General features: G+C 70.0%; 21 protein-coding genes and 1 pseudogene. 8 read left to right on the top strand and 14 right to left on the bottom strand.

Going from position 1 to position 25,573, the window contains the following annotated elements; translation table 11 throughout:
- Positions 1-13: 13 nt before the first annotated feature.
- Positions 14-1,045: pseudogene (locus ACFJIX_RS16320) on the top strand (glycosyltransferase family 4 protein); the annotation flags it as partial.
- 115 nt (positions 1,046-1,160) lie between these two features.
- Here the strand turns inward: ACFJIX_RS16320 and ACFJIX_RS16315 are convergent.
- Complete coding sequence (locus tag ACFJIX_RS16315) at positions 1,161-2,465, bottom strand: nucleotidyltransferase family protein (protein ID WP_377152740.1); 1,305 nt, start codon at positions 2,463-2,465, stop codon at positions 1,161-1,163.
- 40 nt (positions 2,466-2,505) lie between these two features.
- Between ACFJIX_RS16315 and ACFJIX_RS16310 the strand changes: the two genes are divergently transcribed.
- Entirely contained in the window at positions 2,506-3,528 is a 1,023-nt protein-coding gene (locus ACFJIX_RS16310) for a hypothetical protein (protein ID WP_377152738.1), read from the top strand.
- Here the strand turns inward: ACFJIX_RS16310 and ACFJIX_RS16305 are convergent.
- The gene (locus ACFJIX_RS16305) at positions 3,454-4,158 is read right to left on the bottom strand and encodes a B12-binding domain-containing radical SAM protein (RefSeq protein WP_377152736.1); all 705 of its coding nucleotides are present in this window, start codon (positions 4,156-4,158) and stop codon (positions 3,454-3,456) included. The two genes, ACFJIX_RS16310 and ACFJIX_RS16305, sit on opposite strands and share 75 nt — an antisense overlap.
- Before the next feature lie 233 nt (positions 4,159-4,391).
- Here ACFJIX_RS16305 and ACFJIX_RS16300 point away from each other — a divergent pair, with 233 nt between their 5' ends.
- Complete coding sequence (locus ACFJIX_RS16300) at positions 4,392-4,820, top strand: hypothetical protein (protein ID WP_377152734.1); 429 nt, start codon at positions 4,392-4,394, stop codon at positions 4,818-4,820.
- Positions 4,821-5,390: 570 nt separating this feature from the next.
- Here ACFJIX_RS16300 and ACFJIX_RS16295 read toward each other — a convergent pair.
- The 3 genes from ACFJIX_RS16295 to ACFJIX_RS16285 form a co-directional block, all read right to left on the bottom strand.
- Positions 5,391-6,509: a PA0069 family radical SAM protein gene (locus ACFJIX_RS16295; RefSeq protein WP_377152732.1), complete on the bottom strand. Its 1,119-nt coding sequence runs from the start codon at positions 6,507-6,509 to the stop codon at positions 5,391-5,393.
- Between the two features lie 78 nt (positions 6,510-6,587).
- On the bottom strand, positions 6,588-7,799 hold the full coding sequence (locus tag ACFJIX_RS16290) for an arabinose transporter (protein ID WP_377152730.1): 1,212 nt from the start codon (positions 7,797-7,799) through the stop codon (positions 6,588-6,590).
- On the bottom strand, positions 7,796-9,121 hold the full coding sequence (locus tag ACFJIX_RS16285) for an amidohydrolase family protein (RefSeq protein ID WP_377152728.1): 1,326 nt from the start codon (positions 9,119-9,121) through the stop codon (positions 7,796-7,798). The genes ACFJIX_RS16290 and ACFJIX_RS16285 overlap by 4 nt, the downstream gene beginning before the upstream one ends.
- Positions 9,122-9,269: 148 nt before the next feature.
- Between ACFJIX_RS16285 and ACFJIX_RS16280 the strand changes: the two genes are divergently transcribed.
- The 3 genes from ACFJIX_RS16280 to ACFJIX_RS16270 are packed head-to-tail and all read left to right on the top strand — an operon-like array spanning position 9,270 to position 12,985.
- Complete coding sequence (locus tag ACFJIX_RS16280; protein ID WP_377152726.1) at positions 9,270-10,199, top strand: LysR family transcriptional regulator; 930 nt, start codon at positions 9,270-9,272, stop codon at positions 10,197-10,199.
- Positions 10,200-10,218: 19 nt separating this feature from the next.
- Positions 10,219-11,940 (top strand): UDP-N-acetylglucosamine-peptide N-acetylglucosaminyltransferase, encoded by a 1,722-nt coding sequence (locus ACFJIX_RS16275; RefSeq protein WP_377152724.1) that lies wholly within the window; start codon positions 10,219-10,221, stop codon positions 11,938-11,940.
- A 43-nt stretch (positions 11,941-11,983) separates the two neighbouring features.
- Positions 11,984-12,985, top strand: a complete 1,002-nt coding sequence (locus tag ACFJIX_RS16270; protein ID WP_377152722.1) for an oxidoreductase — start codon at positions 11,984-11,986, stop codon at positions 12,983-12,985.
- 91 nt (positions 12,986-13,076) lie between these two features.
- On the opposite strand, the gene ACFJIX_RS16265 is transcribed toward ACFJIX_RS16270, so the two are convergent.
- From ACFJIX_RS16265 to ppsA, 9 genes are all read right to left on the bottom strand, one after another.
- Complete coding sequence (locus tag ACFJIX_RS16265; protein WP_377152720.1) at positions 13,077-13,658, bottom strand: DUF308 domain-containing protein; 582 nt, start codon at positions 13,656-13,658, stop codon at positions 13,077-13,079.
- Between the two features lie 262 nt (positions 13,659-13,920).
- Positions 13,921-15,360, bottom strand: coding sequence for a pyridoxal phosphate-dependent decarboxylase family protein (locus ACFJIX_RS16260; RefSeq protein ID WP_377152718.1), 1,440 nt, complete (start codon positions 15,358-15,360; stop codon positions 13,921-13,923).
- A 34-nt stretch (positions 15,361-15,394) separates the two neighbouring features.
- The gene (gene dnaB, locus ACFJIX_RS16255) at positions 15,395-16,816 is read right to left on the bottom strand and encodes a replicative DNA helicase (RefSeq protein WP_377152716.1); all 1,422 of its coding nucleotides are present in this window, start codon (positions 16,814-16,816) and stop codon (positions 15,395-15,397) included.
- A 200-nt stretch (positions 16,817-17,016) separates the two neighbouring features.
- A complete protein-coding gene (gene rplI, locus ACFJIX_RS16250; RefSeq protein ID WP_377152714.1) occupies positions 17,017-17,469 on the bottom strand; it encodes a 50S ribosomal protein L9 in 453 nt (150 codons plus the stop codon).
- A 12-nt stretch (positions 17,470-17,481) separates the two neighbouring features.
- A complete protein-coding gene (gene rpsR, locus ACFJIX_RS16245; protein ID WP_067275431.1) occupies positions 17,482-17,772 on the bottom strand; it encodes a 30S ribosomal protein S18 in 291 nt (96 codons plus the stop codon).
- Positions 17,773-17,829: 57 nt separating this feature from the next.
- Entirely contained in the window at positions 17,830-18,114 is a 285-nt protein-coding gene (gene priB / locus ACFJIX_RS16240; RefSeq protein WP_377152712.1) for a primosomal replication protein N, read from the bottom strand.
- 60 nt (positions 18,115-18,174) lie between these two features.
- Positions 18,175-18,537, bottom strand: coding sequence for a 30S ribosomal protein S6 (gene rpsF / locus ACFJIX_RS16235; protein WP_067062529.1), 363 nt, complete (start codon positions 18,535-18,537; stop codon positions 18,175-18,177).
- A 207-nt stretch (positions 18,538-18,744) separates the two neighbouring features.
- Entirely contained in the window at positions 18,745-20,823 is a 2,079-nt protein-coding gene (locus tag ACFJIX_RS16230) for a sodium:solute symporter family protein (protein ID WP_377152710.1), read from the bottom strand.
- Positions 20,824-21,063: 240 nt separating this feature from the next.
- Complete coding sequence (gene ppsA, locus ACFJIX_RS16225; RefSeq protein ID WP_377152708.1) at positions 21,064-23,475, bottom strand: phosphoenolpyruvate synthase; 2,412 nt, start codon at positions 23,473-23,475, stop codon at positions 21,064-21,066.
- A gap of 343 nt (positions 23,476-23,818) precedes the next feature.
- Between ppsA and ACFJIX_RS16220 the strand changes: the two genes are divergently transcribed.
- Both ACFJIX_RS16220 and ACFJIX_RS16215 read left to right on the top strand, forming a co-directional pair.
- On the top strand, positions 23,819-24,640 hold the full coding sequence (locus tag ACFJIX_RS16220) for a pyruvate, water dikinase regulatory protein (RefSeq protein WP_377152706.1): 822 nt from the start codon (positions 23,819-23,821) through the stop codon (positions 24,638-24,640).
- 15 nt (positions 24,641-24,655) lie between these two features.
- Positions 24,656-25,546: an EamA family transporter gene (locus ACFJIX_RS16215; protein ID WP_377152704.1), complete on the top strand. Its 891-nt coding sequence runs from the start codon at positions 24,656-24,658 to the stop codon at positions 25,544-25,546.
- Positions 25,547-25,573: the final 27 nt, after the last annotated feature.

The raw sequence follows: 25,573 nt of genomic DNA, 5'->3' as shown, positions 1-25,573 counted from the left end.
TGGGGAGCGCGGCATGACGAAGCTGGCGATGGTCGTGCCGGGCGGCGTGCATCCCTCCGGGACGCACGACGTGATCCCGGCGGTGCTGGCGCTGGTGGAGCGGCTCGCGGCGCGGCACGAGCTGCATGTCTTCGCGCTGTACCAGCAACGCGACGCCGCGCGATGGCCGTTGCGCGGCGCGCAGGTGCACGCAGTCGGGGGTTCGGCCAGAACGGCCCACTGGCGCGCGCTGGCGGCGATCCTGGCCGAGCATCGGCGCGCGCCGTTCGCACTCGTGCAATCGCTGTGGGCGGGGCCCTGCGGCCTGAGCGCGGTGATGGCGGCGCGGCTGCTGTCGCTGCCCAGCGCCGTGCACGTCGCCGGCGGGGAAGTGGTCGCCCTGCGCGACATCGGCTACGGCGGCCTGCTGACCCGCCGCGGCCGCCTGCGCGAGCGCTGGCTGCTGCGCCGGGCGAACGCGGTCACCGCGGCCAGCACGCCGATGCTGGCGCTGATCGGCGAACAGGGCGTGCCAGCGCGCCGGCTGCCGCTGGGCGTCGACCTCGCCACCTGGCCGCCCCGCGCCCCGCGTCCGCGCGTTGCCGGAGAGCCGCTGCGGCTGCTGCATCTGGCGAGCCTGAACCGGGTCAAGGACCAGACCACGCTGCTGAACGCCGTGGCACGCGCGGCCACCGCCGGCCTGCCGCTGCGCCTGGACATGGTCGGCATCGACACGCTCGACGGCGCGGTCCAGGCGCGGGCCCGCGCGCTGGGCCTGGACGAGCGCCTGGTGCGCTTCCACGGTTTCCAGCCGCAGCGGGACTGCCGGCCCTGGGTGGAACAGGCCGACGTGCTGCTGATGGCGTCCCGCCACGAGGCGGGGCCGCTGGTGGCGCTGGAAGCGGCCGTCGCCGGCGTGCCGTGCGCCGGCACCGCCGTCGGGCACATCGCCGAATGGGGCGCACAGGACGCCGCCCTCGCGGTGCCCGTCGGCGACCCCGCGGCGCTGGCCGGGGCGATCCTGCGGCTCGGCGGCGACGAGCCGCTGCGGTTGGCCCTCGCGCGCCGCGCGCGCAGGCATTGGCTTGCGCGGAAGACGCCGATCACACCGCCGCCGCCTTCGAGGCCTTGCATGCGGAGCTGCTGGCGCGGCGGGGGCGCCCATGAACCGGGGCCGCGCATCATGGTTCGCGGTAGGCCAGCGCCTGCCGCACCGAGAACCGTGCCGCCGGGCTGGGCGGGGTATCGATCAGCCAGCTCGCCATGCGCCCGACACGGGACCGCTGACTCCAAGCGTCGTCGCGCAACCAGGACTGAGAGTCACGCACGCTGCGCATCCGATCGAGGGCCACGCGCCCCGGCCACGCGCGGTCGCGCATCAGTCGCAACGCGTCCACCGGATGACGCGACCAGACCAGGCCCGGCAGCGCCGGAATGAACAGGCGCGCAAGCGACAGATCGGTCACCGCAGTCCGTTGCGCGTGCCGCCGCAACCACGGCGGACAGCCGCGTTCGAAGGCATGCAGGCGGTGCTCGCTGAGCGCGCCCACCGGGAACTGGCGCTGCGCCAGACGCAGCGGCGGCAGCGCCCACCAGGCCGGATCTCCCTGTTCGCCTTCGCCCTCGTCGTCGCCCTCACCTTCGCCACCGGCCAGCGCCTGCCAGTCCCGCTCCGAGAGCCGTTCGGCCATCAGCGCCAGGTCGTGCAGCTGCACCAGCCGCAGCGTGTGGGTCCGCATGTTGCCGGCCGTGTGCAGGACCAGATGCCGCATCAGCGCCACGAGGTCCGGGTAGGGGCGCAGGCCGGGCGCCGCCGACGGCGTCAGGATCCGCGCCGTGATGTCGACGGCGCGCACCGGCAGCGGCTCGGCCACGCGGCTGTGCAGTTCGATCTTGATCACCTGATCGGCGTGCTCGCCGAAATGGACGGCCGAGCCCGGAACGTACGACGCGGGCAGCAGCGTCAGGTGGCGGCCGGAGTCGACCTCCGGGCGGTAGCCCAGGCGCGCCAGCATCCGCAGCGCGGGCAGCCGATCCTCGGGACGCACGAGCAGGTCGATGTCGGCCATCGGCCGCAGTCCCGGCGCGTATGCCCGCAGACCGAGCAACGCCGAGCCCTTGAGCCCGATCACCGGCAGGCCGTCGCGCAGGGCCTCGGCATCGATGCGCCGCAGCGTGTCGCGGATGCGCTCCTCGCGCAGCCGCAGGTGCTGGCGCTGACCGGTCAGGAAGGCCTGCCACACCGGCGGCCCGCGCCAGCGCAGCCGCTCGTCGAGCAGGCCCGCGATGCCGTGGATCACCGCCGCCGCCATGGCCACGCGCCAGCCGATCGGACTCCAGTCCGGCGCCTGCGCCGATGGCTGCGCCAGTTCGCGCGCCAGCCGCTCGGTGGCCTCGCGCAGCAGCAGGGCCAGTTCGGGCGCCGGGGGCAGCGCCGGAGCGCCTCCGCCGTGCCGCTCGCGTCTGTCGCCGTCAATGTCCTTCATGTCTTCCCACTCCTTTGATCTCTTGCCTTCGATGACTGCCATGCGAATGACACCTCTCGGCGATCCCGTCGACCCGTTCGACGAACAACAACGCCCGCTCCTGCGCCGCCGCGCGGACCTGCTGGGCGCCACCTTTGAATTCCTCGCCGACGACGAGCCGCTGCTCGCGCCGGTCGACGCGGCCTACGCCGGCGTGCCGCCGCAGCGCCTGGGCGGCGGCCCGGCGCTGCAGGTCCGGCTGCGTCGCGGCGAGACGGCCGGCTGGCCGCCCGGCCTGGACCGACCGCCCGCCGCGCGCCACCTGAGCGGCGCCGGCGTCTTCGGCGTCGCGCTCGACGCCGTCAACATGACGCTGGTGATGCCCGAGCTCGGCCGCGCGCTGGTGACGCTGTCGCCCGAGCTGCTGGACCGGCCCCTCGACGCCCGCATGGAACTGGTCGAGTGCGCCGTCTACCAGCTCGCTGCCCGGGCGCAGGGCCTGCACGCGCTGCATGCCGGCGCCGTCGCGCTGGACGGCCGCGCCGCCCTGCTGATCGGCCACAGCGGCGCGGGCAAGTCCACGCTGACGCTGCACGCGATGCTGCAGGGCCTGGCGGGCGTGACCGAGGACGGCGCCTTCCTCGACCCGACCACGCTGCGCGTCACCGGCGTGCCGAACTTCCTGCATCTGCGCACCGACAGCCTCGACCGCGTCGACGATGCGGCGACGCGGGCGCGACTGGCGGCGTCGCCCGTGATCCGACGCCGCAGCGGCGCCGAGAAGTTCGAACTCGACCTGCGCGGCGGCTGGCTGCCGCTGGCCGCCACGCCGCCGGTGCTCGGCCTGCTGGTGTTCCTGTCGCCGACGCCCGCCCCGGGTGCCGATCCCTGGCGGCCGCTGGCGCCGGCCGAGGTCGCGGCGCGGCTGGCCACGACGCAGCCCTATGCCGCCTGGCGTCCTGGCTGGCAAGAGACCGTCGAGCGCTGTGCGCATCTGCCGGCCTTCGAGCTAGCTCGCGGCCGCCACCCGCGCGAGACCGCCGCGGACCTGCGGCGGCTCCTGGGCGGTGCCGGCGGCGGCTGACGGCAGGGCCGTGCGGTAGCGGTCCTCGCGGCCCAGCAACACCTGCCACTCGCGCCGCAGCCGGTCGCGGGCGGCGCGCCGCCGGTCCGCCGTCCAGTCCGCCGTCCAGTGCGCCTGATCGAGACTCACCTGCCGATGCAGCAGGTGGCGCATCGCGCGATAGAACTCGCTCGTGTAGCGGCCCTTGAACATCATGGCCAGGTCGCCGCTGTCGTCCCAATGGGTCTTGGCGCCGAGCTGCGCCTTGACCTGCTCGTGGAAGGGCGTGCCCGGCAGCGGATATGACACGCTGACGCCGATGTCGTCGGGCCGCGCCTCTTCGATCAGCGCGCGCGTGGCGCGCAGGTCCTCGATCTCCTCGCCGAGGTAGCCGAGCTGGATGAAGAAGCCGACGCGAATGCCGCGCGCGCCGAGGCGGCGCCGCGCGACGTGCAGCTCCTCCACCGTCGTGCCCTTGTGCATCGCGTCCAGCACGCGCTGGCTGCCGCTTTCCGCGCCGATCCAGGCCTCCTGGCAGCCGGCGTCCCGCAGCGCATCGGCCATCGCCTCGGTGATCAGGTCGGCGCGCGTCTGGATCGTGAACGGCAGACCGCCGCCGCCCTCCGCCAGCGTCGCGGCGAAACGGCGCACCCAGTCGGCGCGGAAACCGAAGATGTCGTCGGCGAACCAGACGTGATCGGGGGGCCAGGTGTTGCCGCAGCCAGAGCATCTCGGCGGCGACCGCCTCCGGCGCGCGTGGCTGGTAGCGGTTGCCCCAGATCGGCTTGGCGCACCAGGCGCAGCGGAACGAGCAGCCCTTGGAGCCGGCCATGTTCAGGCTGAAACGGCCGTGCGCGCGGCGCCACACGGCGCGATAGTGGTCGATGTCGACCAGGTCCCAGGCGATGTCGCCGACCGGCGTGCGCGACGGTGTCCGCGCATCGGCGACGTCGCCGCCCAGCCAGACGACGGGCCGGCCGATGGTGGGCGTCACTGCGGGTGTCATGACGGGCGGGGGCGGCGCAGAGAAGGACGAGGCGGAAGCCGCCGGCGCGGGCTCGGAGGCAGGCTCGGCGTTGTGCTCGGCGTTGTGCTCGGAGTTGTGCTGGGAGGGCGGCGCAGAGGGGGACGGAGAGTGGGACTCGTCCTGGCGCCGGACCGTCCGTCCGTCGATGCGGGCGGCGATGCCGGACAAGCCCGCGCACAGCGCGGTGACGGACTCGCGCGGATGGCGGTCCAGCCGCGCGAGCAGCAGGCGCAAGGCCTCGAGGCCCTCGCCGAGCAACACGACGTCGGCGCCGGCGTCGAGGTAGGGATCGGGATCGTCGCTCGGATCGGAGCCGGCGATGAGGACCCGGGCGCCCTGGCGGCGCGCGGGCGGCCGTCATCTCGCAGGCCGCGGCCCGCATCCGGCCCAGGCACATCTTGCTCAGGTAGTTGTAGTTGTCCTCGTAGAGCACGACCACCTGCGGCGCGTGGGTCCGCACCCGGGCCTCGAAGTCGGCGGTGCCGTCGGCCAGCATCGCGTCGAACAGCGCCACGTCATGGCCGGCGTTGCGCACCTGCGCGGCGACCTGCAGCGTCGCCAGTGGCGGATAGGGCTTGGCGCGCTCGAATTGCTTGGGATCGAAGCGGAGGAAGTAGGAATGGCCGATCAGGATGGACAGCATCGCGCTCCCGCGAAAGAGAACCCACGAAACCTTCGCTGGGAGCGACGGCGTTGCCACCGGCGCGACCCCTGACAGGGACCGCCGGCTGATTCATGGGTGCTCGGGAAGCGGGTCGAAGGTTGCGAGGCGCGATGCAAATCAGGGTTTGCACCTAGCTAACGTCGAAATCGGGGACAGGTCTTGCCTGCCCCGCGACGTGACCACGCGATGTCTTCAGAACAACGACTGCTGTCCCACCACCTTGGCGGGCGGACGGAACTCGCTGAAGTCGAACTGGTGCCGCTCGCGGCCCAGGCCCAAGCGCTTGGAGGCCTTGCGCAAGCGCTGCTGCAGCAGCTCGGCCCAGATCCCCTCGCCGGTGAAGCGCGTGCCGAAGCGCGGATCGTTGTCCTTGCCGCCGCGCATGTCGTGCAGCCGCGCCATGATGCGCGCCGCCTTGTCGGGCTGATGCAGCCGCAGCCAGTCGTGGAACAGCGGCGCCACCTCCCACGGCAGCCGCAGCGGGATGCTGAAGGCCTTTGTCGCCCCCGCTTCCGCGGCGGCTTCGAGGATGCGCTCCAGCTCCGGCTCGTTGAGGAACGGGATCACCGGGGACACGCTGACGCCGACCGGCACGCCCGCCTCCGCCAGCGTCCTGATCGTCTGCAGCCGCCGCTGCGGCGAGGCCGCGCGCGGCTCCAGGATCCGCGACAGCGCCGGGTCCAGCGAGGTCACCGACAGATAGACCGACACCTGCCGCCGCAGCGCCATCGGCACGATCAGGTCCAGGTCGCGCTCGATGCCGCTGGACTTCGTCACCACCGAGAACGGATGCCGCGCCTCCGTCAGCACCTCCACGACGGCGCGCGTGATGCCCAGCTTGCGTTCGATCGGCTGGTAGGCATCGGTCGCCGTGCCCAGCACCAGCGGCGCGGGCCTGTACGCGGACGAAGCCAGCGTCTCTCGCAGCCGCTCCGCGGCGTTGACCTTCGCGATGATCTTGGTCTCGAAGTCCAGGCCCGGCGACAGGTTCAGGTAGCTGTGCGTCGGCCGCGCGAAGCAGTAGATGCAGCCGTGCTCGCAGCCCCGGTACGGATTGATCGACAGGTCGAAGCCGATGTCCGGCGACTGGTTGCCGCTGACGATCTTCTTCGCGTGCTCCTCGATGATCTGCGTCCTGGGCGCGATGTGTTCCTCGAGCGCCTCCTGGTCCAGCGTGCCCCAGCCGTCGTCATACTGCTCGCGCTCGCGCGATTCGAAGCGGTGCGGCATCGCCCAGGCGCTGCCCCGGCCCTTCAGCGCGTCGGCCTGGATGTACAGCGGCGGGGGAGCGATCCTGGTGTCTTGCGGCATACTGTCAATTTATACAGTATCGCCGACAAATGCCAGTGCCCATCGGCATCCGTCGACACCCATCGGCATCCGTCGGGCTCATGCCTTCTGACCGTCGGTGACGACCAGCACCGCACCGAGCAGCGCCGCCACCGCCCCCAGCGCATACACCGCCGCGTATCCGAAACGGCCGGCCACCAGCCCCGCCGCCGGCCCGGCCAGGCCGTAGGCGATGTCGAGGAAAGCCGCGAACGCGCCGATCGCGCTGCCGCGGCTGGCGGGCGGCACGCGCTTGAGCGCCTCGACGCCCAGCGCCGGGTAGATCAGCGCGCAGCCCAAGCCGGACACGAAGGCGCCGGCCAGCGCGAGGGCCTGCTGCGGCGCGCCCCAGACGAGGCCCTGCCCGACCGCCTCGACAACCAGCGACCACAACGCCACGCGCCGACCGCCGATCCTGTCGGGCAGATGCCCGAGCAGCAGCCGCACGGCGATGAAGCCGACGCCGAAGCAGGTCATCACGATGCCGGCCTGCGACCATCCGCGCGCCGCGAAGTAGAGCGACGCGAAGGCGGTCAGGCCGGCGAGACCGACGCCCTGCAGCGTCAGGCCGAGTCCCTGCCGCCAGATCTGACCCACGACGCGCCGGAACGGCAGCCGCGGGCCACCGGCCATGCGCCAGGCCGGCGTCGCCAGCGCGATGACCCAGGCGACCAGCGGCGCCGCAATGCAGGCGGCCATCACGGGGACCAGGCCGTGGGCGCCGTCATGGCCGCCGCCGTGGCCGCGATACAGCCACATCCCCATCGGCGCGCCGATGGAGAGCGCGCCGAACATCGCGATGCCGGTCCACGACATGGACATGCCGGCGCGCTGCGGCCCCACCGAGGCGATGGACCAGGACACGCAGCCGGTGACGAACTGGCTTTCTCCGAAGCCGGCCACCAGCCGCCCGGCGACGACGATCGCCAGCGCCGTCGCGGACGACCAGCCGGGCAGCGCGGCGACCAGGTAGAGCAGGCCCGCCACCGCGCAGCCGAGCGCCCCCTGCAACGCTGAGCGCCGCCCGCCCTGCCCGTCGACGAGGCGACCCGCATAGCCCCGCGTGACGACCGTGGCGAGAAACTGCAGACCGATGACCAGCCCGACGGTCAGCGTGCCGAAGCCCAACTGCTCATGAATGAACAGCGGCAGCACCGGCAGCGGCAGGCCGACGGCCAGGTAGCCGCAGAACAGCGCCGCGATGACGCCGGGCGCGGGACGGTTCAAGGTCGGCGTGGCGGCCTGGGCGGCGGTGAAGGTCGGCGCGTTCATGCCGCGCTCTTGAACAGGTCGACGCGATGCCCGCTGGCGCTGAGCAGGAAGTCGCGTGATGCGGCCGCGTCGGCGGCGAGCCTCGCCAGATCGACATCGACCAGCCGCCCGCCGCGCTTGCGCAGGCGCCCGCCGACCGCGACGGTATCGACGTCGGCGCGTTCTACCGCCTGCACGATCGTGGCGATCGCGTTCGTCACCGGGAACACGGCCGCGCCCTGCGTGCGGACCATGATGAGGTCGGCCGCCTTGCCCGGCGTCAGCATGCCGACACGATCCTCGAGACCCGCCGCCCGGGCGCCGTTGACGGTGGCGGCGCGCAGCACTTCCTCGACGCCGATCGGCGCGGGGACGTCCGCCTCGCCGCGGAAACGGCGATAGCGCATCGCCGCGCGCTGCTGGTGGAACAGCGCATGCATCTCACCGAACAGGTCGCTGCCGAAGGCGGTGTCGAGGTCGATGCCCAGCGCCGGCGTCAGGCCGTGGTCGACGGCCACCTGGTAGGCGAAGGTCTCGTCGTCGAAGCCGAACAGCGCGTCCGAGCGCGGATTCACGGTGATGTTGACGCCGGCGTCGGCGAACAGCCGCCACGTCGCCGCGGGGACGCGCGTGCAATGGTTGAAGAGGTTGTGCGGGCCCAGCACGCCGGGCTTCGCGAACTCGGGGCCGAGCTGCGCCAGGTCGCCGATGAACTCGGTCAGGATGCGCATGTCCAGGCCGCGCGCGACTTCCCACCAGTCCAGCTTCAACTGGCCGAAGAGGCCGACCTTCACGCGGCTGCCGCTCGCGTTCCAGCGCGCGGCCAGGCGCGCCAGATCGCCCGGCAGATGCGCCGACGACGCCCCCTTGTCCATCGCGGGGCCGACCATGTGCAGCGCGCGGATCCCCGAGGCATCCAGCGCGTCGAGCGCGGCATCGGTGTGCTCGGGACTGCGCGCGCTGTGGCAGGCGTCGACGATCGTCGTGATGCCGGCGTCCAGCGAGGCGGCCGCCGTCAGCATCGTGCTGGTGAACATGTCCTGCGGGCGGACGTGCGCGCCGAGCCGCTCGGCGACCACGTCGATGTAGGCGAAGAGGTCGTCGACGTCGGGCATCAGCCGGCGCATCACGCCCAGCCAGGCGTGGTGGTGGGCGTCGACCAGGCCGGGCATCACGATGCAACCGGCGGCGTTGATGACCTCGGCGTCGCCGGCCGGCAGGGCAGCGCCGACGGCGGCGATGCGGCCGTCGCGCACCAGCACGTCGCCGACGGCCAGGTTGGGCAGCGCGGGATCCATCGTGATGACGGTGCCGGCCTTGAAGAGGATGTCGCGATCGGTCATGGGGAACTCCGTTGGGGGAATCGCTGGGGATTCGTTGAGGACTCGGGAGGGAGTCGACTCGGGATTGAGGCAACGGACCGAATGATGCGAAGCGGGCGATCTTTGATAAAGGTAGAGTCGCTCAAATGATCTTTGCGGAAATTCAAAGATGAGCATCGACGGGCGTCTGCTGGCCGGCATGAGCGTGTTGGCCGCGGTGGTGGAATCGGGCAGCTTCAGCAAGGCCGGCGAAGTGCTGGGAATGTCGGCCTCGGGCGTGAGCCGGGCGGTGTCGCGGCTGGAGGAGCGGCTGGGCGTGCGGCTGCTCGACCGCACGACGCGCTCGCTGCACCTCACCGGCGAAGGCGCGCGGCTGTACGAGCACGCGGTGCCGCACCTGGAAGGCATCGAGGAGGCGGCCAACCTGGTCTCCGGCGCGGCGGTCAGCGTGCGCGGCGCGCTGCGGGTGAGCCTGAATCCACTGTTCGCGCGCTACGTGCTCGCGCCCGCCCTGCCCCGGCTGCAGGCGCTCTACCCGGACCTGACGCTGACGATGGTGCAGTTCCCGGGCAGCGGCGACCTGGTCGCGGAGGGCGTCGACGTGGCCGTGCGCTTCGGGCCGCAGCCGGCGTCGACGATGACCTCGCGCAAGCTGCTGGAGAACCGCGTGCTGACAGTGGCGGCGCCGTCCTACCTCGACCGGCGCGGACGCCCGCGCAAGCCCGCCGAGCTGGCGAAGCACGACTGCCTCCAGTACATCGATCCGCAGCGCGGCCGGCCGTTCGAATGGATCTTCGTCCGCGGCAAGGGCCGCGCGAAGGAACAGCTGACGGTGGCCACCTCGGGCTCGCTGACGATGACCGACGCCGACGCGATGGTGCAGGCCTGCGTGGCGGGCGCCGGCGTGGCGCAGGTGCTGGCGCTCAGCGTCGAGCACCTGATCGCGGACGGCACGCTGGTGGAGCTGTTCCCGGACTGGCCGGGCGAGACCTTCCCGCTCCACATCGTGCGGCCGTCGCGGCGGCTGCCGCCGGCCTCGGTGGAGGCGTTCATGGCGTTCTGCATCGAGCTCTGCGCGCCGTCGGGCACGGTGGCCTGAGCTTCCATAATCGTCCCCCATGGATGCCCTCAAAGACCTGCTGCGCAACGCGCTCCACGAGATGGGCCGCGGCCGCTACGCCGAGGCCGTCGCGCTGCTCGAGCCGCACGCGCAGGTCGCGTCCAGCGAGCTCCAGCGCTACCTCGGCGAATCGCTGCGGCGCAGCGGGCGCGTGCAGGACGCGATCGGCCCGCTGATGCAGGCGCTCGCGCTGAAGATCGACGACGTCGACGCCTACCTGCAGCTGGCCTTCGCGCTGCAGTCGCTGCAGATGAAGGCGGAGGCGGCCGAGTGCTTCCGCACCGTCGCCGCGCTGCGACCCGACAGCGTCATGGCGCAGGCCTACCAGGCCCATGGCGACCAGCAATGCGCGCGCTGGTTGGACTTCGACGAGAACCTGCGCGCGCTGCACGCGGTCATCCGTGCGAAGCCCGACGACGCCGACGATGAATTCGGCGTGCCCTTCGCGCTGGCCACGCTGCCGCACGCGGCGGCGGATCTGCTGAAGGTCGCGCGGCTGAGCACGCGATTCCTGAGCCGCGGCATCGCGGCCTTGCCGCCAGTGACAGCCATCGCGAAACCGAAGCTGCGCATCGGTTATCTGTCTTCCGACTTCCATGCCCACGCGACCGCCGCGTTGATGGTCGAGGTCCTGGAGTGCCGCGATCGCGAGCGCTTCGAGGTGCTGCTGTTCTCGCACGGGCCCGACGACGGATCGCCGCTGCAGCAGCGCCTCCGCGCCTCCTGCGAGCGCTTCATCGATGTCGGCGATCTCGATCCCGCCGGCATCGCTGCGCGCATGCGCGCCGAGGGTGTCGACATCGCCGTCGACCTGAAGGGCCACACCGCCGGCAGCCGCTTCATCGCGCTGGCTGCGCGACCGGCGCCGGTGCAGGTCGCGTGGCTCGGCTTCCCGGGCACCTGCGGCGCGGACTTCATCGACTACGTCATCGGCGACGCGATCGTGACGCCGCTCGCCGATGCGCCGTTCTACGCTGAACGGATCGCGCAGTTGCCGCGCTGCTACCAGCCCGGCGACGCGACGCGGCGCATCGTGCCGACGCCGCGCGCTGAACTCGATCTGCCGGACGATGCGATCGTGCTGCTCTCGGCGAACGTGGTGCTGAAGATCACGCCCACCGTCTTCGACGCATGGATGACGATCCTGCATCGCCTGCCGCAGGCGCTGCTGTGGCAGCTCAGCGGCGGCGAGCAGGCCGACGCGCAGCTGCGCGCCGAGGCCGCGTCACGCGGCATCGCGCCGGAGCGGATCGTGTTCATGCCGCCGGTGGGCATGGCCGAGCACTGGAACCGGCTCGCCGCGGCGGATGTGGCCCTCGACACCTGGCCCTGCAACGGGCACACGACGACCAGCGATGCGCTCGCGGCCGGCGTGCCGGTGGTGACGCTGCGCGGTGATGGGTTCGCGTCACGCGTGGCGGAGAGCCTCCTCGTTCAGGCCGGGTTGTTCGGGCTGGTCTGCGACACGCCCGAGGCGTATGTCGACAAGGTCTGCGCACTCGCCAGCCGAGCGGTTCAGGCAGACCAGGCAGATCAGGCAGATCAGGCGGATCAGGCGGATCAGGCGGATCAAGCCGCCCGGGCGACCCCGGCGATCCCCGCATGGATCGATTCAACGGCCTTCGCGCGCGACCTGGAGGCGCTCTACGAGCGCATGTGGACCCGTGCCGTGGCAGGCCTGCCGCCGGAAGCCCTGCAGGCCGGACGATCAGGCAATTGATCCGGATCGGACGGCATGGCCGTCCGCGGCCCGGTGGCAGATCATGTCCAGCATGAACACCCACCAGCATCCCCTGCCCTCCGGCCTCGGCCCCACGACCCCGGCGACGGACGTCCTGCGCGACGTCGACCTCACCGGCCAGCGCGTCGTCGTGACCGGCGGCTACGCGGGCCTCGGCCTGGAAACCGTGCGTGGGCTCGCCGCGGCGGGCGCGCGGGTCGTCGTGCCGGCGCGCAGTCCTGACAAGGCGCGGGTCGCCCTCCAAGGACTCCCGAACGTCGAGCAGGCCGAGATGGACCTGCTGGACCCGGCCTCGATCGCGCGTTTCGCGGACGAGCTCGTGGGCCGCGGTGACGCGCTCGATCTGCTGATCCTCAACGCCGGCATCATGGCGACGCCCTTACGTCGCGACGCGCGGGGTCACGAAAGCCAGTTCGCCGCCAACCACCTCGGTCATTTCGAGCTGACGCTGCGGCTGTGGCCCGCGCTGTTGCGCGCGGGCGCCGCGCGTGTCGTCGTGCTGACCTCGCTCGGTCACCGCTTCGCGCCGGTCGACTTCGACGATCCGGATTTCGCGCAACGCCCCTACGACAAATGGCTGGCCTACGGCCAGTCCAAATCCGCCAACGCGCTCTTCGCGGTCGGCCTCGATCGCCGAGGCGCGGCCCACGGCGTGCGCGGCTTCGCCGTGCATCCGGGCGCCATCCTCACGGACCTGACACGCGATCTCACCGCCGAGGACTACGCCGCCTTCGGCCTCTCTCCGGACAACGCCCATGGCGTTGCCCCGGCGGGCATGTCGGTCGAGGAAGGCGGACGCTACAAGAACCTCTCGCAGGGGGCGGCCACCACGCTGTGGTGCGCGACCAGCCGGCAACTGGACGGCCTCGGTGGCCTCTATTGCGAGAACTGCGACGTCGCGCGCGTCGTGGCCGACGGCGAGGTGTTCGACGGCGGCGTGCGGCCCTGGGCGATCGACCCGACGCAGGCCGAGCGGCTGTGGACGCTCAGCGAGCGGCTGACGGGCGTGACGCTCAACACCTGACCCCGCCGCATCGCCATCGCCATCGCCATCGCCATCGCCATCGAACCGCATGAGCCCATGCGGCTCCAGGGCGTCCTTCATCGCGCAGCGCTCAGGCGGATGCCTTCTTCGCCCGACGCGAGAGGCTGACGGTCAGCCAGATGCCGGAGATGAGGAAGTACAGCGCGCCGACGCCCGCGTAGCCCGCGACGTTCACGATCGAGGGAACGTCGGCCTTCTGCGCCTGCGCGATGAAGAAACCGCCCGCCAGTGCGGACTGGGCGCCGCTCAGCACCATGACCCATTGCCCGCCCTGCGACTTCCAGCGGCGCAGCGCCGTGCCGAGCTGCATGAGACCCGACGCGATCGCCCAGGCCCCGAAGACGCCGAGCACGGCGTTCATGCCCGCGGTCAGCGCCAGGCAGACGGCGAGCGTCGTGATGCCGCTCGCCCACACGTTGATGCGCTGCGTGCGGTTGGCCTGCAGGCCGCCGCTGGCGTTGGCGTCCACCCAGTTCGCGGCGGCGTCCCAGACCGGATAGAGGACCAGCAGCACCGCGGCGATCACCGGTGACCGGCTGCCGATGACGATCGCGGCGGCGACCCAGACGATGGAGAACAGCGCGCGGGTGAGGTAGTAGCGCTTGAGCCAATGGTCCTGCTTGAGGACGGAGGATTCGACGTGATGGGACATGATGAAGTGAATTCCAGTTGCTGCGCAGAGGCCTGCCGTTTGATGTGATTCATAGTTTACCTACTAGTTGGTAGACTTCAATGCCGAAACTTAGGCAGGCCTGAATGGCCGTCGGTTTTCACGTGGGTGAGCGGGTGGTCGTTCGACGCACCGGCACGCTCGAGGTCCGCCCCTCAGTTCAGCCCTGGCGACCAGCGGCTATCGGCTCGTGCCGGAATCGGTGCGCGTGGCGCGTTGATTCATCGTTGCAGTGGCTCCACCCTCAGGCGGAGGCGGCGCACCGGCGGATGGCCTCGACGGAGGCGTCCACGTCGGCTTCGCGAGTGGCCCAGTTCGAGACCGAGACCCGCATCGCGGCCATGCCGTGCCAGGTCGTGCCACCGGCCCAGCAGGTGCCGTCCTGCTGGACCGCGGCGATCACCCGGCGCGTGAAGGCATCGATCGCGTCAGCGTCGACGTCAGTGTCGACGTCGGGGCCGTCGCCCGGCCGCGCCGTCGGAGCGAAACGCACGAGCACCTGGTTCAGCACCACGTCATTGAGGATCGCCACACCGGGCGCATCGCGCAGCCCGTCGGCCAGCCGCCGGGCCAGCGCGCAGCAACGGTCCACCAGATCGGCGACACCTGCCCGGCCCAGTTGGCGCAAGGCCGCATAGACCGCGAAGCCGCGCGCCCGCCGCGACGAGTCCGGCACCCAGGATCCCGGCTCCCGGACGCCACCGTCGCCCACCACGTAATAGGCGGCACCGAAGTTGACCGCGGCCCGATGTGCGTCGGCATCGCGCACGATGACCACGCCGCAGTCGTAGGGCACGTTGAGCCACTTGTGCGCATCGGTCGTCCAGGAGTCGGCGCCGGCCACCCCGTCGACATGCGATCGAAGCGCGTCGGAGGCCGCCGCCCACAACCCGAACGCGCCGTCCACATGCAGCCAGGCATTCGGGTGTGCGCGGACGGCGTCGACGATCTCCGGCAGCGGGTCGAATGCGCCGGAATTGACGTTGCCCGCCTGGGCCGACACCAGCACCGGACGGTCTCCGAGTTCCGCAAGCAGGCTGCGCAGCGCGCCGGGCTTCATGCGTCCTTGTTCATCGCTGTCCACGCGCCGGGCCCGGCCGCTGCCCAGGCCTGCCATCTGCAGGGCGGACAGCACCGTGGCATGCGCCTCGGTGCCCAGCACGACCGTCAGCGGCGGCGCGCCGATCAGGCCGTCGCGCTGGACGTCCCAGCCCGCGCGCGACAGCACGCGGTGGCGCCCCGCCAGGATGCCGGTGAAGGTGGCCATCGTGGCGCCGGACGTGAATCCGACCGAGGACGACGCCGGCAGTCCGAGCAGATCGAGGATCCAGCCGGCGGCCACCTCTTCCACGACGGCGGCGGCCGGCGACATCACCCACGAGAACGCGTTCTGGTCCCAGGCGCTCGCCAGCCAGTCCGCCGCGAGCGCGGCGGGCAATGCGCCGCCGGTCACGAAGCCGAAGTAGCGCGGGCCGGCACTCGCGACGACGCCCGGGTCCGCGAAGCGGGCCAGGTCCTCGATCACCTGGCCGGGGGTCAGTCCTTGCCGGGGCAGCGCCCCGCCCAAGGCGGACAGCAGTCCTTCGCGCGTGGCCAGGCCGCCGACGTGCCGTCGCTCGATGCCCTCGAGGTAGCGGGCAGCCAGCTCCGCGGTCTGGTGAAGGAGTGGACGGTGGTCAGGCATGGTGCTTCTCCCGGAGCCTGCCTGGCCCCGTCGGTCAATACTCGTCGCCGCCCGGGCTGACGTAACCCGGCGCCAGATTCTCGAACTTCGTGTTCTGCCGCGCGAAGGCCAGCTTCACCGTGCCCACCGGGCCGTTACGCTGCTTGGCGATGATGATCTCCGCGACACCCGGCTCCTTGCACTCGTCCTTGGTGTAGTACTCGTCGCGGTAGATGAACATGATGATGTCCGCGTCCTGCTCGATGGCGCCCGACTCGCGCAGGTCGGACATCATCGGCCGCTTGTCCGGCCGTGTCTCCACCGAACGGTTCAGCTGCGACAGCGCGATCACCGGGCAGCGCAGCTCCTTGGCCAGCGCCTTCAGGCCCCGCGAGATCTCGCCGACCACGGTCGCGCGGTTCTCCTCGCTGCCACCGCCGTTGCCGCTCATCAGCTGCAGGTAGTCGATGATGATCAGGCCGATCTGGCCCGAGATGCGCGCCTGGCGCCGGGCTCTGGAGCGCACTTCGCTGGGCGAGAGGCCCGGACTCTCGTCGATGTAGATCGGCGCGTTGCCGAGCTTGTCGACGGCCTCGGCCAGCCGCCCCCACTCGTCGTCCTTCAGGCGTCCGGTGCGCAGGTTGCTCTGGTCGATGCGGCCGATGGAGCCGACCATCCGCAGCGCCAGCTGCGCCGCGCCCATTTCCATCGAGTAGATGATGACCGGCAGGCCCTCGTTGATCGCCACGGCTTCGCCGATGTTGATCGCGAACGCGGTCTTGCCCATCGACGGCCGCGCCGCCAGGATGATCAGGTCGCCGCGCTGCAGGCCCGCGGTCATGCGGTCCAGGTCGTAGAAGCCGGTGCGCACGCCGGTGACGTCCTCGGCGCCCTGCTCCGCCAGCTCGTTGACGCGGTCCATCAGCTCGACCATCAGCCGGTCCATGCTCTGGAATCCGGTGCCGCCGCGCGAGCCTTCCTCGTTGATGCGGAAGATCTTGCCTTCGGCCTCGTCCAGGATCTCGTTGACCGCGCGGCCGGCGGGATTCAGCGCGGCGGTCGCGATCTCGTCCGAGGTCGCCACCAGCTTGCGCAGGATCGCGCGCTCGCGAACGATCTCGGCATAGCGGCGCAGGTTGGCGGCGCTGGGCACGCCCTGCGCCAGCGCGTTCAGGTAGGCCAGACCGCCGCACTCCTCGGCCTTGCCGACCGAGGTCAGTTCCTCGAACACCGTCACCACGTCCGCCGGCTTGCCGCCGTTGATCAGCTTGCCGATCGCGGCGTAGACCTGCTTGTGCTCGTAGCGGTAGAAGTCGGAGTCGCTGAGCGTGTCCGCCGCCTTGTCCCAGGCGGTGTTGTCGATCAGCAGGCCGCCGAGCACGCTCTGCTCGGCTTCCACCGAATTGGGCGGCACGCGCAGTCGCGCGATTTCGCTGTCGCTGGCACCTGACCCGGGCGTGGTGAAGATCGCGGACATTGTGGACAAGCCTGTGGATGAGCTTTTGATAGCTTGTGGAGCGAGCGGGATAACTCAACCCCCGGAAAAGCAGAAAGCCGACGGCTTCGCAGCTGTCGGCTTTCTTTTGTTCTGCCCCGATCTTTGCTGGACCAGTCGGCCTTCGCAAGTCGGGGCATGCCCGAAGGGCGCGCGAAGCGCCCAACGGGTGTGTCGAGCAATTACTCGACTTCGGCGACGACCTTCACGGTCACTTCCACCACCACGTCGGTGTGCGGAGCGACGTTGATCGGGAATTCGCCGACGGTCTTCAGCGGACCGTTGGGCAGACGCACTTGCGACTTGACGATGGCCGTGCCGGCCTTGGTCAGCGCTTCAGCGATGTCGGCGTTGGTCACGGAACCGAACAGACGGCCGTCGACGCCAGCCTTCTGCGAGATCGTCACGGTGTTGCCGTTGATCTTCTCGCCCAGGGCTTGCGCAGCGGACAGCTTCTCGGCGGCGATCTTTTCCAGTTCGGCGCGCTTGGCTTCGAATTCCTTGATCGCCGATTCCGTGGCGCGGCGCGCCTGGCGGGTCGGGATCAGGAAGTTGCGGGCGTAGCCGTCCTTGACCTTGACGACGTCGCCGAGGTTACCCAGGTTGGCCACTTTTTCCAGCAGGATGACTTGCATGGGGTGGACTCCTTAGACCTTGTGCTGGTCGCTGTACGGCAGCAGGGCCAGGAAGCGGGCGCGCTTGATGCACACCGACAGCTGACGCTGGAAGAAGGCGCGCGTGCCGGTCAGGCGGGCGGGCACGATCTTGCCGTTTTCGCCGACGAAGTCGCGCAGGACGTCGACGTCCTTGTAGTCGATCTGCTCGACACCGGCGACGGTGAAGCGGCAGAAACGCTTGCGACGGAACAGCAGCGATTGTTGATTGCGCTTGGGCTTGCGGTCCTTCGAGAACCGACCTTTACCACGTGGCGGGGGCATAGTGAACTCCTGCTATCTATCCAGATTTAAACGATCTGCGCGACCTGTCCGTCCCGTTCAGTCCGCGAAGCCGGTGATGTGAAACACCGTGCCTCGCCCCTGTCGCTGTGCCGAGAGAAATCCGGTGAACACCGTCTTCTCCGTCAGGTCCAGCGCCTGGACCCGCTTCACGACATCACCGATGGCCACCGCCTTGATCTCCAGCGCGACCTTGCGCGGAGCACCGGCTTCGTCGACCACGGACTCATGCTTGAGCATCAGGTCCAGGGCCGGGAGCCCGGCGGGGGTGTATCGGATCGCCGCGGTTTCGAGGATCTGTGCCTGCAGTACCAGTCGGTTCATGCGGGCGCGGATGCTGTGCGGGTCAGGAATTCGGGAACGTCAGGGATCGCGCTTGTCAGCTCAGGCGGACGCTTCTTGCGGGGCCTTGCGGGCTTCTTCGCGCTCGACGGCCTTCATCATCACCGACGGGTTCGTCTCGGCCTTGTCCTTGACGACGGTCAGGTGACGCAGCACGGCGTCGTTGAAGCGGAAACCGGTCTCGATTTCAGCCAGGATTTCCTTGCTGCACTCGATGTTCAGGCACAGGTAATGCGCCTTGGCCAGCTTCTGGATCATGTAGGCCAGCTGACGGCGGCCCCAGTCTTCCACGCGATGCACCTTGCCACCACCGTTGGTGACCAGGCCCTTGTAGCGCTCCAGCATCGCCGGAACTTGTTCGCTTTGATCCGGATGGATCAGCAGAACGATCTCATAGTGACGCATGTGTACTCCTTGTGGGTTTCAACGACCGCCGGCACCAACATCGGGTGATGTTCTGCCCTTGGCCTGAAAGCCGGACCCCAGCGTCTACTCCTGGGCCCGGCAAGGGGAATCGCGGATTCTAGACGACTTTGGCCCTTGCCGTCCACTGGCCGGCCGAGAGGCGCGAAGAGCCGCCCCATTCCCGGGGGCTCAAGGCGTTCAAGGCGTTCAGGGTGCGGCGCCCGTGACCCGGGCCTGCAGCGCGCGGGCCGTCGGCGACGGCGGCGGCGTCAGCAGGCTCACCACGACCAGCGCGGCGATGCCCGCCGGCAGTCCGAACAGCGCCGCCGCCATCGGCTGGATGCCCCACCACAGCTGCGGGGCGCCGCCGATCCCGAGCGCCTGGCGCAGGCCGGCGTGGGCTCCCACCATGTAGTACAGCGTCATGCCCAGCCCCGCGAGCATGCCGGCGGCCGCGCCCTGCTTGTTGGCGCGTTTCCAGAAGATGCCCGCGACCAGCGCCGGCACCAGCGTGGATCCCGACAGCGAGAACGCCGCCGACACCAGCAGCAGGATGTCCGCCGGTTTCTGAGCGGCCACGGCGGCGGCGGTGAGCGCGGTCGCCAGCAGCAGCGCCTTGGAGATCGTCACCCGCTGCGTCATCGAGGCGCGCGGGTTCATGACGCGGTAGTAGACGTCGTGCGAGAGCGCGCTGGAGATCGTCAGCAGCAGCCCGTCCGCCGTCGACAGCGCCGCCGCCAGCGCACCGGCGGCCACCATCGCGGAGAGCACGTACGGCAGACCGGCGAGCTCGGGCGTCATCAGCATGACGATGTCGCCGCCCAGGCGCAGTTCGCCGAGCTGCAGGATGCCGTCCTGGTTGATGTCCTGGATGTTCAGCAGACTGGGATCGACGCGCATCCATTGCTTCATCCACCCGGGCAGCTCCGCGATCGGCGAGCCGACCAGGTGATGCAGCACCTCATGCTTGAGCATCACCGCCAGCGCCGGCGCGAACAGGTAGAGCAGCGCGATGAAGAACAGCGTCCACGCGACCGAGGTGCGCGCCTCCGCCACCGTCGGCACCGTGTAATAGCGGGTCAGGATGTGCGGCAGCCCGGCGGTGCCCACCATCAGCACGAGCACCAGCGCCAGGAAGTTGCGGCGTGCCAGCGTGTAGGCCTCCTGCTCGGCCGGGGTGCCCTCGGGATCGCCGGCGAAGGGCTGCGCGTGCAGCGGCATGCCGGCGAGCGGTTCGGCGCGCTGTCGATTGGCGGCGACGGCGCGCAACCAGAGCTCGCGGGCCTCCGCCTCGGTGCGCGGCAGCGCGGCGCGGACCTTCTCCGCCGCCTGGATCTGCGCGAGCGGCGCATCCTCGAACTTCAGCTGCGCGATCACCTGCGAGACGCGCTGGCGCTCCGCGTCGAGCGAGTGCGGCAGGCCGGCGAGCAGGTGCTCGAAATCCTTGGCGCGCTGCTCATAGAGGCCACGGACCTGCAGTTCCTTCGGATCGTGCAGCAGCTGCTGCTCGCGGGCGGTGATCTCGCGGATCTCGGTGCCCGCGGTGAACTGCGGCAGCGGCGAACCGGTCTGCAGCGTCGACAGCCACATCACCGGCACCACGTAGGCCACGATCATGATGATGTACTGCGCCACCTGGGTCCAGGTCACGGCCCGCATGCCGCCGAGGAAGGAGCACACCAGCACGCCGCCGAGTCCGACGAACAGGCCGATCTCGAAGGTCAGCCCCGTCAGCCGCGTCGTGATCAGGCCGATCGCGTAGATCTGCGCGACGAGGTAGATGAAGGACACCAGCACCGCCGCCGCGGCGCCCATCACGCGCAGGCCGCGGCTCTCGAAGCGGGCGCCGAGGAAGTCCGGCACCGTGAAGCCGCCGAAGCGGCGCAGGTACGGGGCGAGCAGCAAGGCCACGAGACAGAAGCCGCCGGTCCAGCCGAGCACGAAGGCCAACCCGCCGTAGCCCGCGAGGTACAAGCTCCCCGCCATGCCGAGGAAACTCGCCGCGCTCATCCAGTCGGCGCCCGCGGCCATGCCGTTGTAGAACGCCGGGACGCGGCGACCGGCAACGTAGTACTCGACCGGGTCGGTGGTGCGGCTGAACACGCCGATGCCGGCGTAGATCAGCACCGTCAGCAGCAGGAACGAGAACCCCAGCCATTGCTTGGGCATCCCCATCCGCTCCAGCACGCCCAGCAGCCCCACCAGCAAGACGAAGCCGATCGTGTAGGCACCGTAGATGCGATGGAGCCGGCGGCGGAACGCGGCGTCTGGCGGGGGAGTCGACATGGGGGCGGATCATCACCCTCTTGCCGTGCGGGCGCATCCACAACTTCCCCCGGGGACATGCGGGGACCGCCTGCCTGCTGAGGCTTGGGCGTTGGCCGCCATGGCGTGGGGCCCCGGAGGCAAGCTCCGAAACCCCACGCCATGCCGTCCCCAACCACTGTCGTCCTTCCTCGGTTTTGCGACCGAGGACTGCAATGGAAAACGGCCCCGAAGGGCCGTTGCGTGGTGGGGTGCGAGGGCTCAGCGCTTCGCGAGACGCTGCCAGGTCTCGACCACCGTGTCCGGGTTCAGCGACAGCGAGGCAATGCCTTCCGCGGCCAGCCATTCGGCGAAGTCCGCATGGTCGCTGGGGCCCTGGCCGCAGATGCCGATGTACTTGCCCGTGGCGCGGCAGGCAGCGATCGCGCGCGAGATCAGCGCCTTCACCGCCGGATCGCGTTCGTCGAAGTCGCCCGACAGCAGCTCCAGGCCGGAGTCGCGGTCCAGGCCCAGCGTCAGCTGCGTCAGGTCGTTGGAGCCGATCGACATGCCGTCGAAATGCTCCAGGAACTGCTCGGCCAGGATGGCGTTGCTCGGGACCTCGCACATCATGATGACGCGCAGGCCGTCCTGGCCGCCGTTGGCCGCGCGCTTCAGGCCGCGCTCACCCAGCATCTCGACGACCTTCTGCGCCTGCTTCACCGTGCGCACGAAGGGCACCATGATCTCGACGTTGGTCAGGCCCATGTCGTTGCGCACGCGCTTGAGCGCCTCGCATTCCATCGCGAACGCGTCCTGGAACTCGCCCGAGATGTAGCGCGACGCGCCACGGAAGCCCAGCATCGGGTTCTCTTCGTCCGGCTCGTAGCGCGAGCCGCCGATCAGCTTGCGGTACTCGTTGCTCTTGAAGTCGGACAGACGCACGATGACCGGCTGCGGCCAGAAGGCCGCGGCAATCGTGGCGATGCCTTCGGCCAGCTTGTCGACGTAGAACGCGCGCGGCGAGGCATGGCCCCGCGCCACCGACTCGACGGCCTTCTTCAGGTCGTTGTCGATGTTCGGATAGTCCAGGATCGCCTTCGGGTGGACGCCGATGTTGTTGTTGATGATGAACTCGAGCCGCGCCAGACCGACGCCGCTGTTGGGCATCTGCGCGAAGTTGAACGCCAGCTGCGGATTGCCGACGTTCATCATGATCTTCACCGGGCTGTAGGGCATCTCGCCGCGGTGGACTTCGCTGACCTCGGTCTCGAGCAGGCCGTCGTAGATGAAGCCGGTGTCGCCCTCGGAGCAGACCACCGTCACCAGTTGACCGTCCTTGAGCTTGTCCGTCGCGTCGCCACATCCGACGACCGCCGGGATGCCCAGCTCACGCGCGATGATCGCCGCGTGGCAGGTACGGCCGCCGCGGTTGGTCACGATCGCGCTGGCGCGCTTCATGACCGGCTCCCAGTTCGGATCGGTCATGTCGGTGACCAGCACGTCGCCGGGCTGCACGCGTTCCATCTCGGCCACGCTGTCGACCAGGCGGACCGGGCCCGTGCCGATCTTCTGGCCGATCGCGCGACCTTCGGCCACCACCGTGCCCGAGCCCTTGAGCTTGAAGCGCTGCTCGACCTGGCCCTCGGCCTGGCTCTTCACCGTCTCCGGGCGCGCCTGCAGGATGTAGAGCTGGCCGTCGTTGCCGTCCTTGCCCCACTCGATGTCCATCGGGCGGCCGTAATGCTGCTCGATGATCACCGCGTACTTGGCCAGTTGCACGACGTCCTCGTCGGTCAGCGAGTAGCGGTTGCGCTGCTCGACCTCGACGTCGACGGTCTTGACCAGCTTGCCGCTGGCGGCCTTCTCCTCGGGCGTGGAGAAGGTCATCTGGATCAGCTTGGACCCCAGGTTGCGGCGGATCAGCGCGAACTTGCCGCGCTGCAGCGCCGGCTTGTGGACGTAGAACTCGTCGGGGTTGACGGCGCCCTGCACCACCGTCTCGCCCAGGCCGTAGCTGGAGGTGATGAAGACGACATCCTTGAAGCCGGACTCGGTGTCGATGGTGAACATCACGCCGGCGGCGCCCAGGTCGGAGCGCACCATGCGTTGCACGCCCGCCGACAGGGCCACCTCGCTGTGCGCGAAGCCCTTGTGCACGCGGTAGCTGATCGCGCGGTCGTTGTAGAGCGACGCGAAGACTTCCTTCATCTTGTGCAGCACGTCCTCGATGCCGACGACGTTCAGGAAGGTCTCCTGCTGGCCGGCGAAGGAGGCGTCGGGCAGGTCTTCCGCGGTCGCGGACGAGCGCACGGCGAAGGAGGCGTCCGGGTTGTCCGCGGTCAGGCCGGCGAAGGAGGCGCGGATCGCCGCTTCGAGGTCGGCCGGGAACGGCTGCGCTTCCAGCCAGCCGCGGATCTCGGCGCCGGCCACGGCCAGCGCGCGGACGTCATCGGTGTTGAGGTCGGCCAGGCGATTCTGGATGCGGACATCCAGGCCTTCATGCTTGAGGAACTGGCGGAAGGCGTGGGCCGTGGTGGCGAAGCCGCCGGGCACGCGCACGCCGGTTTCGGCCAGCTGCGAGATCATTTCGCCGAGCGAGGCGTTCTTGCCGCCCACCGACTCGACGTCGGTCATCCTCAGTTTCTCGAAGGGTACGACCAGGGCGGTCGCCTCGAAGCGTGCATCAGACATGGGAAAACTCCGTGATGTTGAGAAACCGGGGCTCCCCGCGCACTCCCGAGCAGGCCGATCGCATCGGCGGCTTCGAGGGAGACAGGCATGACGCGGCGCACGACAGGTGTTGTCGATTCTTGTGGGCGGCGCGAGGCGGCGTTCATGCGGCGTTCATGCGATGGGCAGGGGCAAGTTGCGGACGATTCTAGTGGGTCGCCGATCTATGATGTAAGCCCCCGTTCGGGGCCGGGCCGAGGCAGGACAACGGCCGTTCTTCCCGCTTCGGCATGCGGCATGCCCGATCCGGCGAAGGCTCCCGGGCCGCTCGCGGTTCGGTCCCGGCATGATTCAAAGGCCCCTCATGACCCAGCACACCGTCTACTTCGTCTCGGATGGCACCGGCATCACCGCCGAAACCTTCGGTAACTCCATCCTGGCGCAGTTCCCGGTGAAGGCCCGTCACGTGCGCCGCCCGTTCATCGACAGCGGCGAGAAGGCCCGCCAGCTGGTCCAGGAGATCAACGAGACCGGCGAGCGCGAAGGCGTGCGACCCATCGTCTTCGCGACGCTGGTCAATCGCGAGGTGCTGAACGTGGTGCGCCAGGAGTGTCAAGGCCTCGTGATGGACATGTTCGGCACCTTCATCGCGCCCTTGGAAGACGAGTTCCGGATCAAGTCGAGCCATCGCGTCGGCCGCTTCTCCGACGTCGCGAAGAGCCAGGAGTACCACGACCGGATCGAGGCGATCAATTTCTCGCTGGCGCACGACGACGGACAGTCGGCGCGCAACCTCGACTCGGCGGACGTGATCCTGGTGGGGGTCAGTCGTTGCGGCAAGACGCCGACCTCGCTGTACCTGGCGATGCAGCACGGCATCAAGGCGGCCAACTACCCGCTGATCCCCGAGGACTTCGATCGCGGCCACCTGCCCTCGCTGCTGATCCCGCACAAGAAGAAGTGCTTCGGCCTGACGATCGATCCGGAGCGGCTGGCGCAGGTCCGCAACGAGCGCCGCCCGGGCAGCAAGTACGCCGACCTCATGAACTGCCACTACGAGGTCCGCGAGGCCGAGACGATGATGAAGAAGGCCGGCATCAACTGGCTGTCGTCGACGCACAAGTCGATCGAGGAAATCGCCACGACGATCCTGCGCGACATCCGTCCCGATCGCCTGATGTATTGAGGCCCCCCGCGACCGATGCCAGCGAGCGCGCTCGCCCTGGTCGTCGCGGCCGCGCTGATCCACGCGCTGTGGAACTTTGCCGCCAAGAAGGCGCAGGGCAATCATCATTTCGCCTGCATGACCGCCGTCGGCGTCACGGTGCTCTGGCTGCCCGTGGTCGTGGTCGTCGGACTCGACGACCTGCCCGCCTGGGGCTGGCAGGCGTGGACGGCCACGCTCGCCAGCGCGGTCGTCCATCTGGCCTACTTCAACGCGCTGCTCGCCGGCTACCGCGCCGCCGACATGACGGTCGTCTACCCCGTCGCGCGCGGCAGCGGGCCGCTGCTGTCGTCGCTGGTCGCGGTGGTGCTGCTGGGCGAGCATCTCGGCGTGGGAGGCGGGCTTGGACTTGCGGGCGTCGTCGGCGGCATCCTGCTGATGGCGGCGGGACCGACGTTCTTCTCGAAAGGCGCGAATCACGATCCGGAACTGCACCGCAAGCGCAAGCTGGGCATCGCCTGGGGCGCGCTCACCGGCGCGACGATCGCCGCCTACAGCGTCATCGACGGCTACGCGGTGAAGGTGCTGGCGCTGTCGCCGATCCTCTACGACTACATCTGCAACCTGCTGCGCGTGCCGGTGAGCCTGCCCGCCGTGCTGCGCGACCGTGCCGGCTTCATGCCCGCACTGCGCAAGCAGTGGAAGCATGCGCTGGTCGTGGCCGTCGGCGCGCCATCGGCCTACATCCTGGTGCTCTATGCGATGAAGCTCGCGCCGCTGTCGCGCGTCGCGCCGGCGCGGGAGCTGTCGATGCTGTTCGCCGCGCTGATCGGCGGACAGTTGCTCGGCGAAGGCGAGCGCGGGTGGCGCATCGCGGGCGCGGTGTTCATCGCGCTAGGAGTCGCCGCGCTCGCGATGGCGCGATGAATGGCTCGCCGCGCAAAGCGTGCGGGA

The sequence above is a fragment of the Roseateles sp. UC29_93 genome (assembly GCF_042695725.1).
GTDB lineage: Bacteria > Pseudomonadota > Gammaproteobacteria > Burkholderiales > Burkholderiaceae_C > Roseateles > Roseateles noduli_A.
The sequence above is the reverse complement of the archived record's forward strand: the minus strand, read 5'-3'. Positions and strand labels throughout refer to the sequence as shown.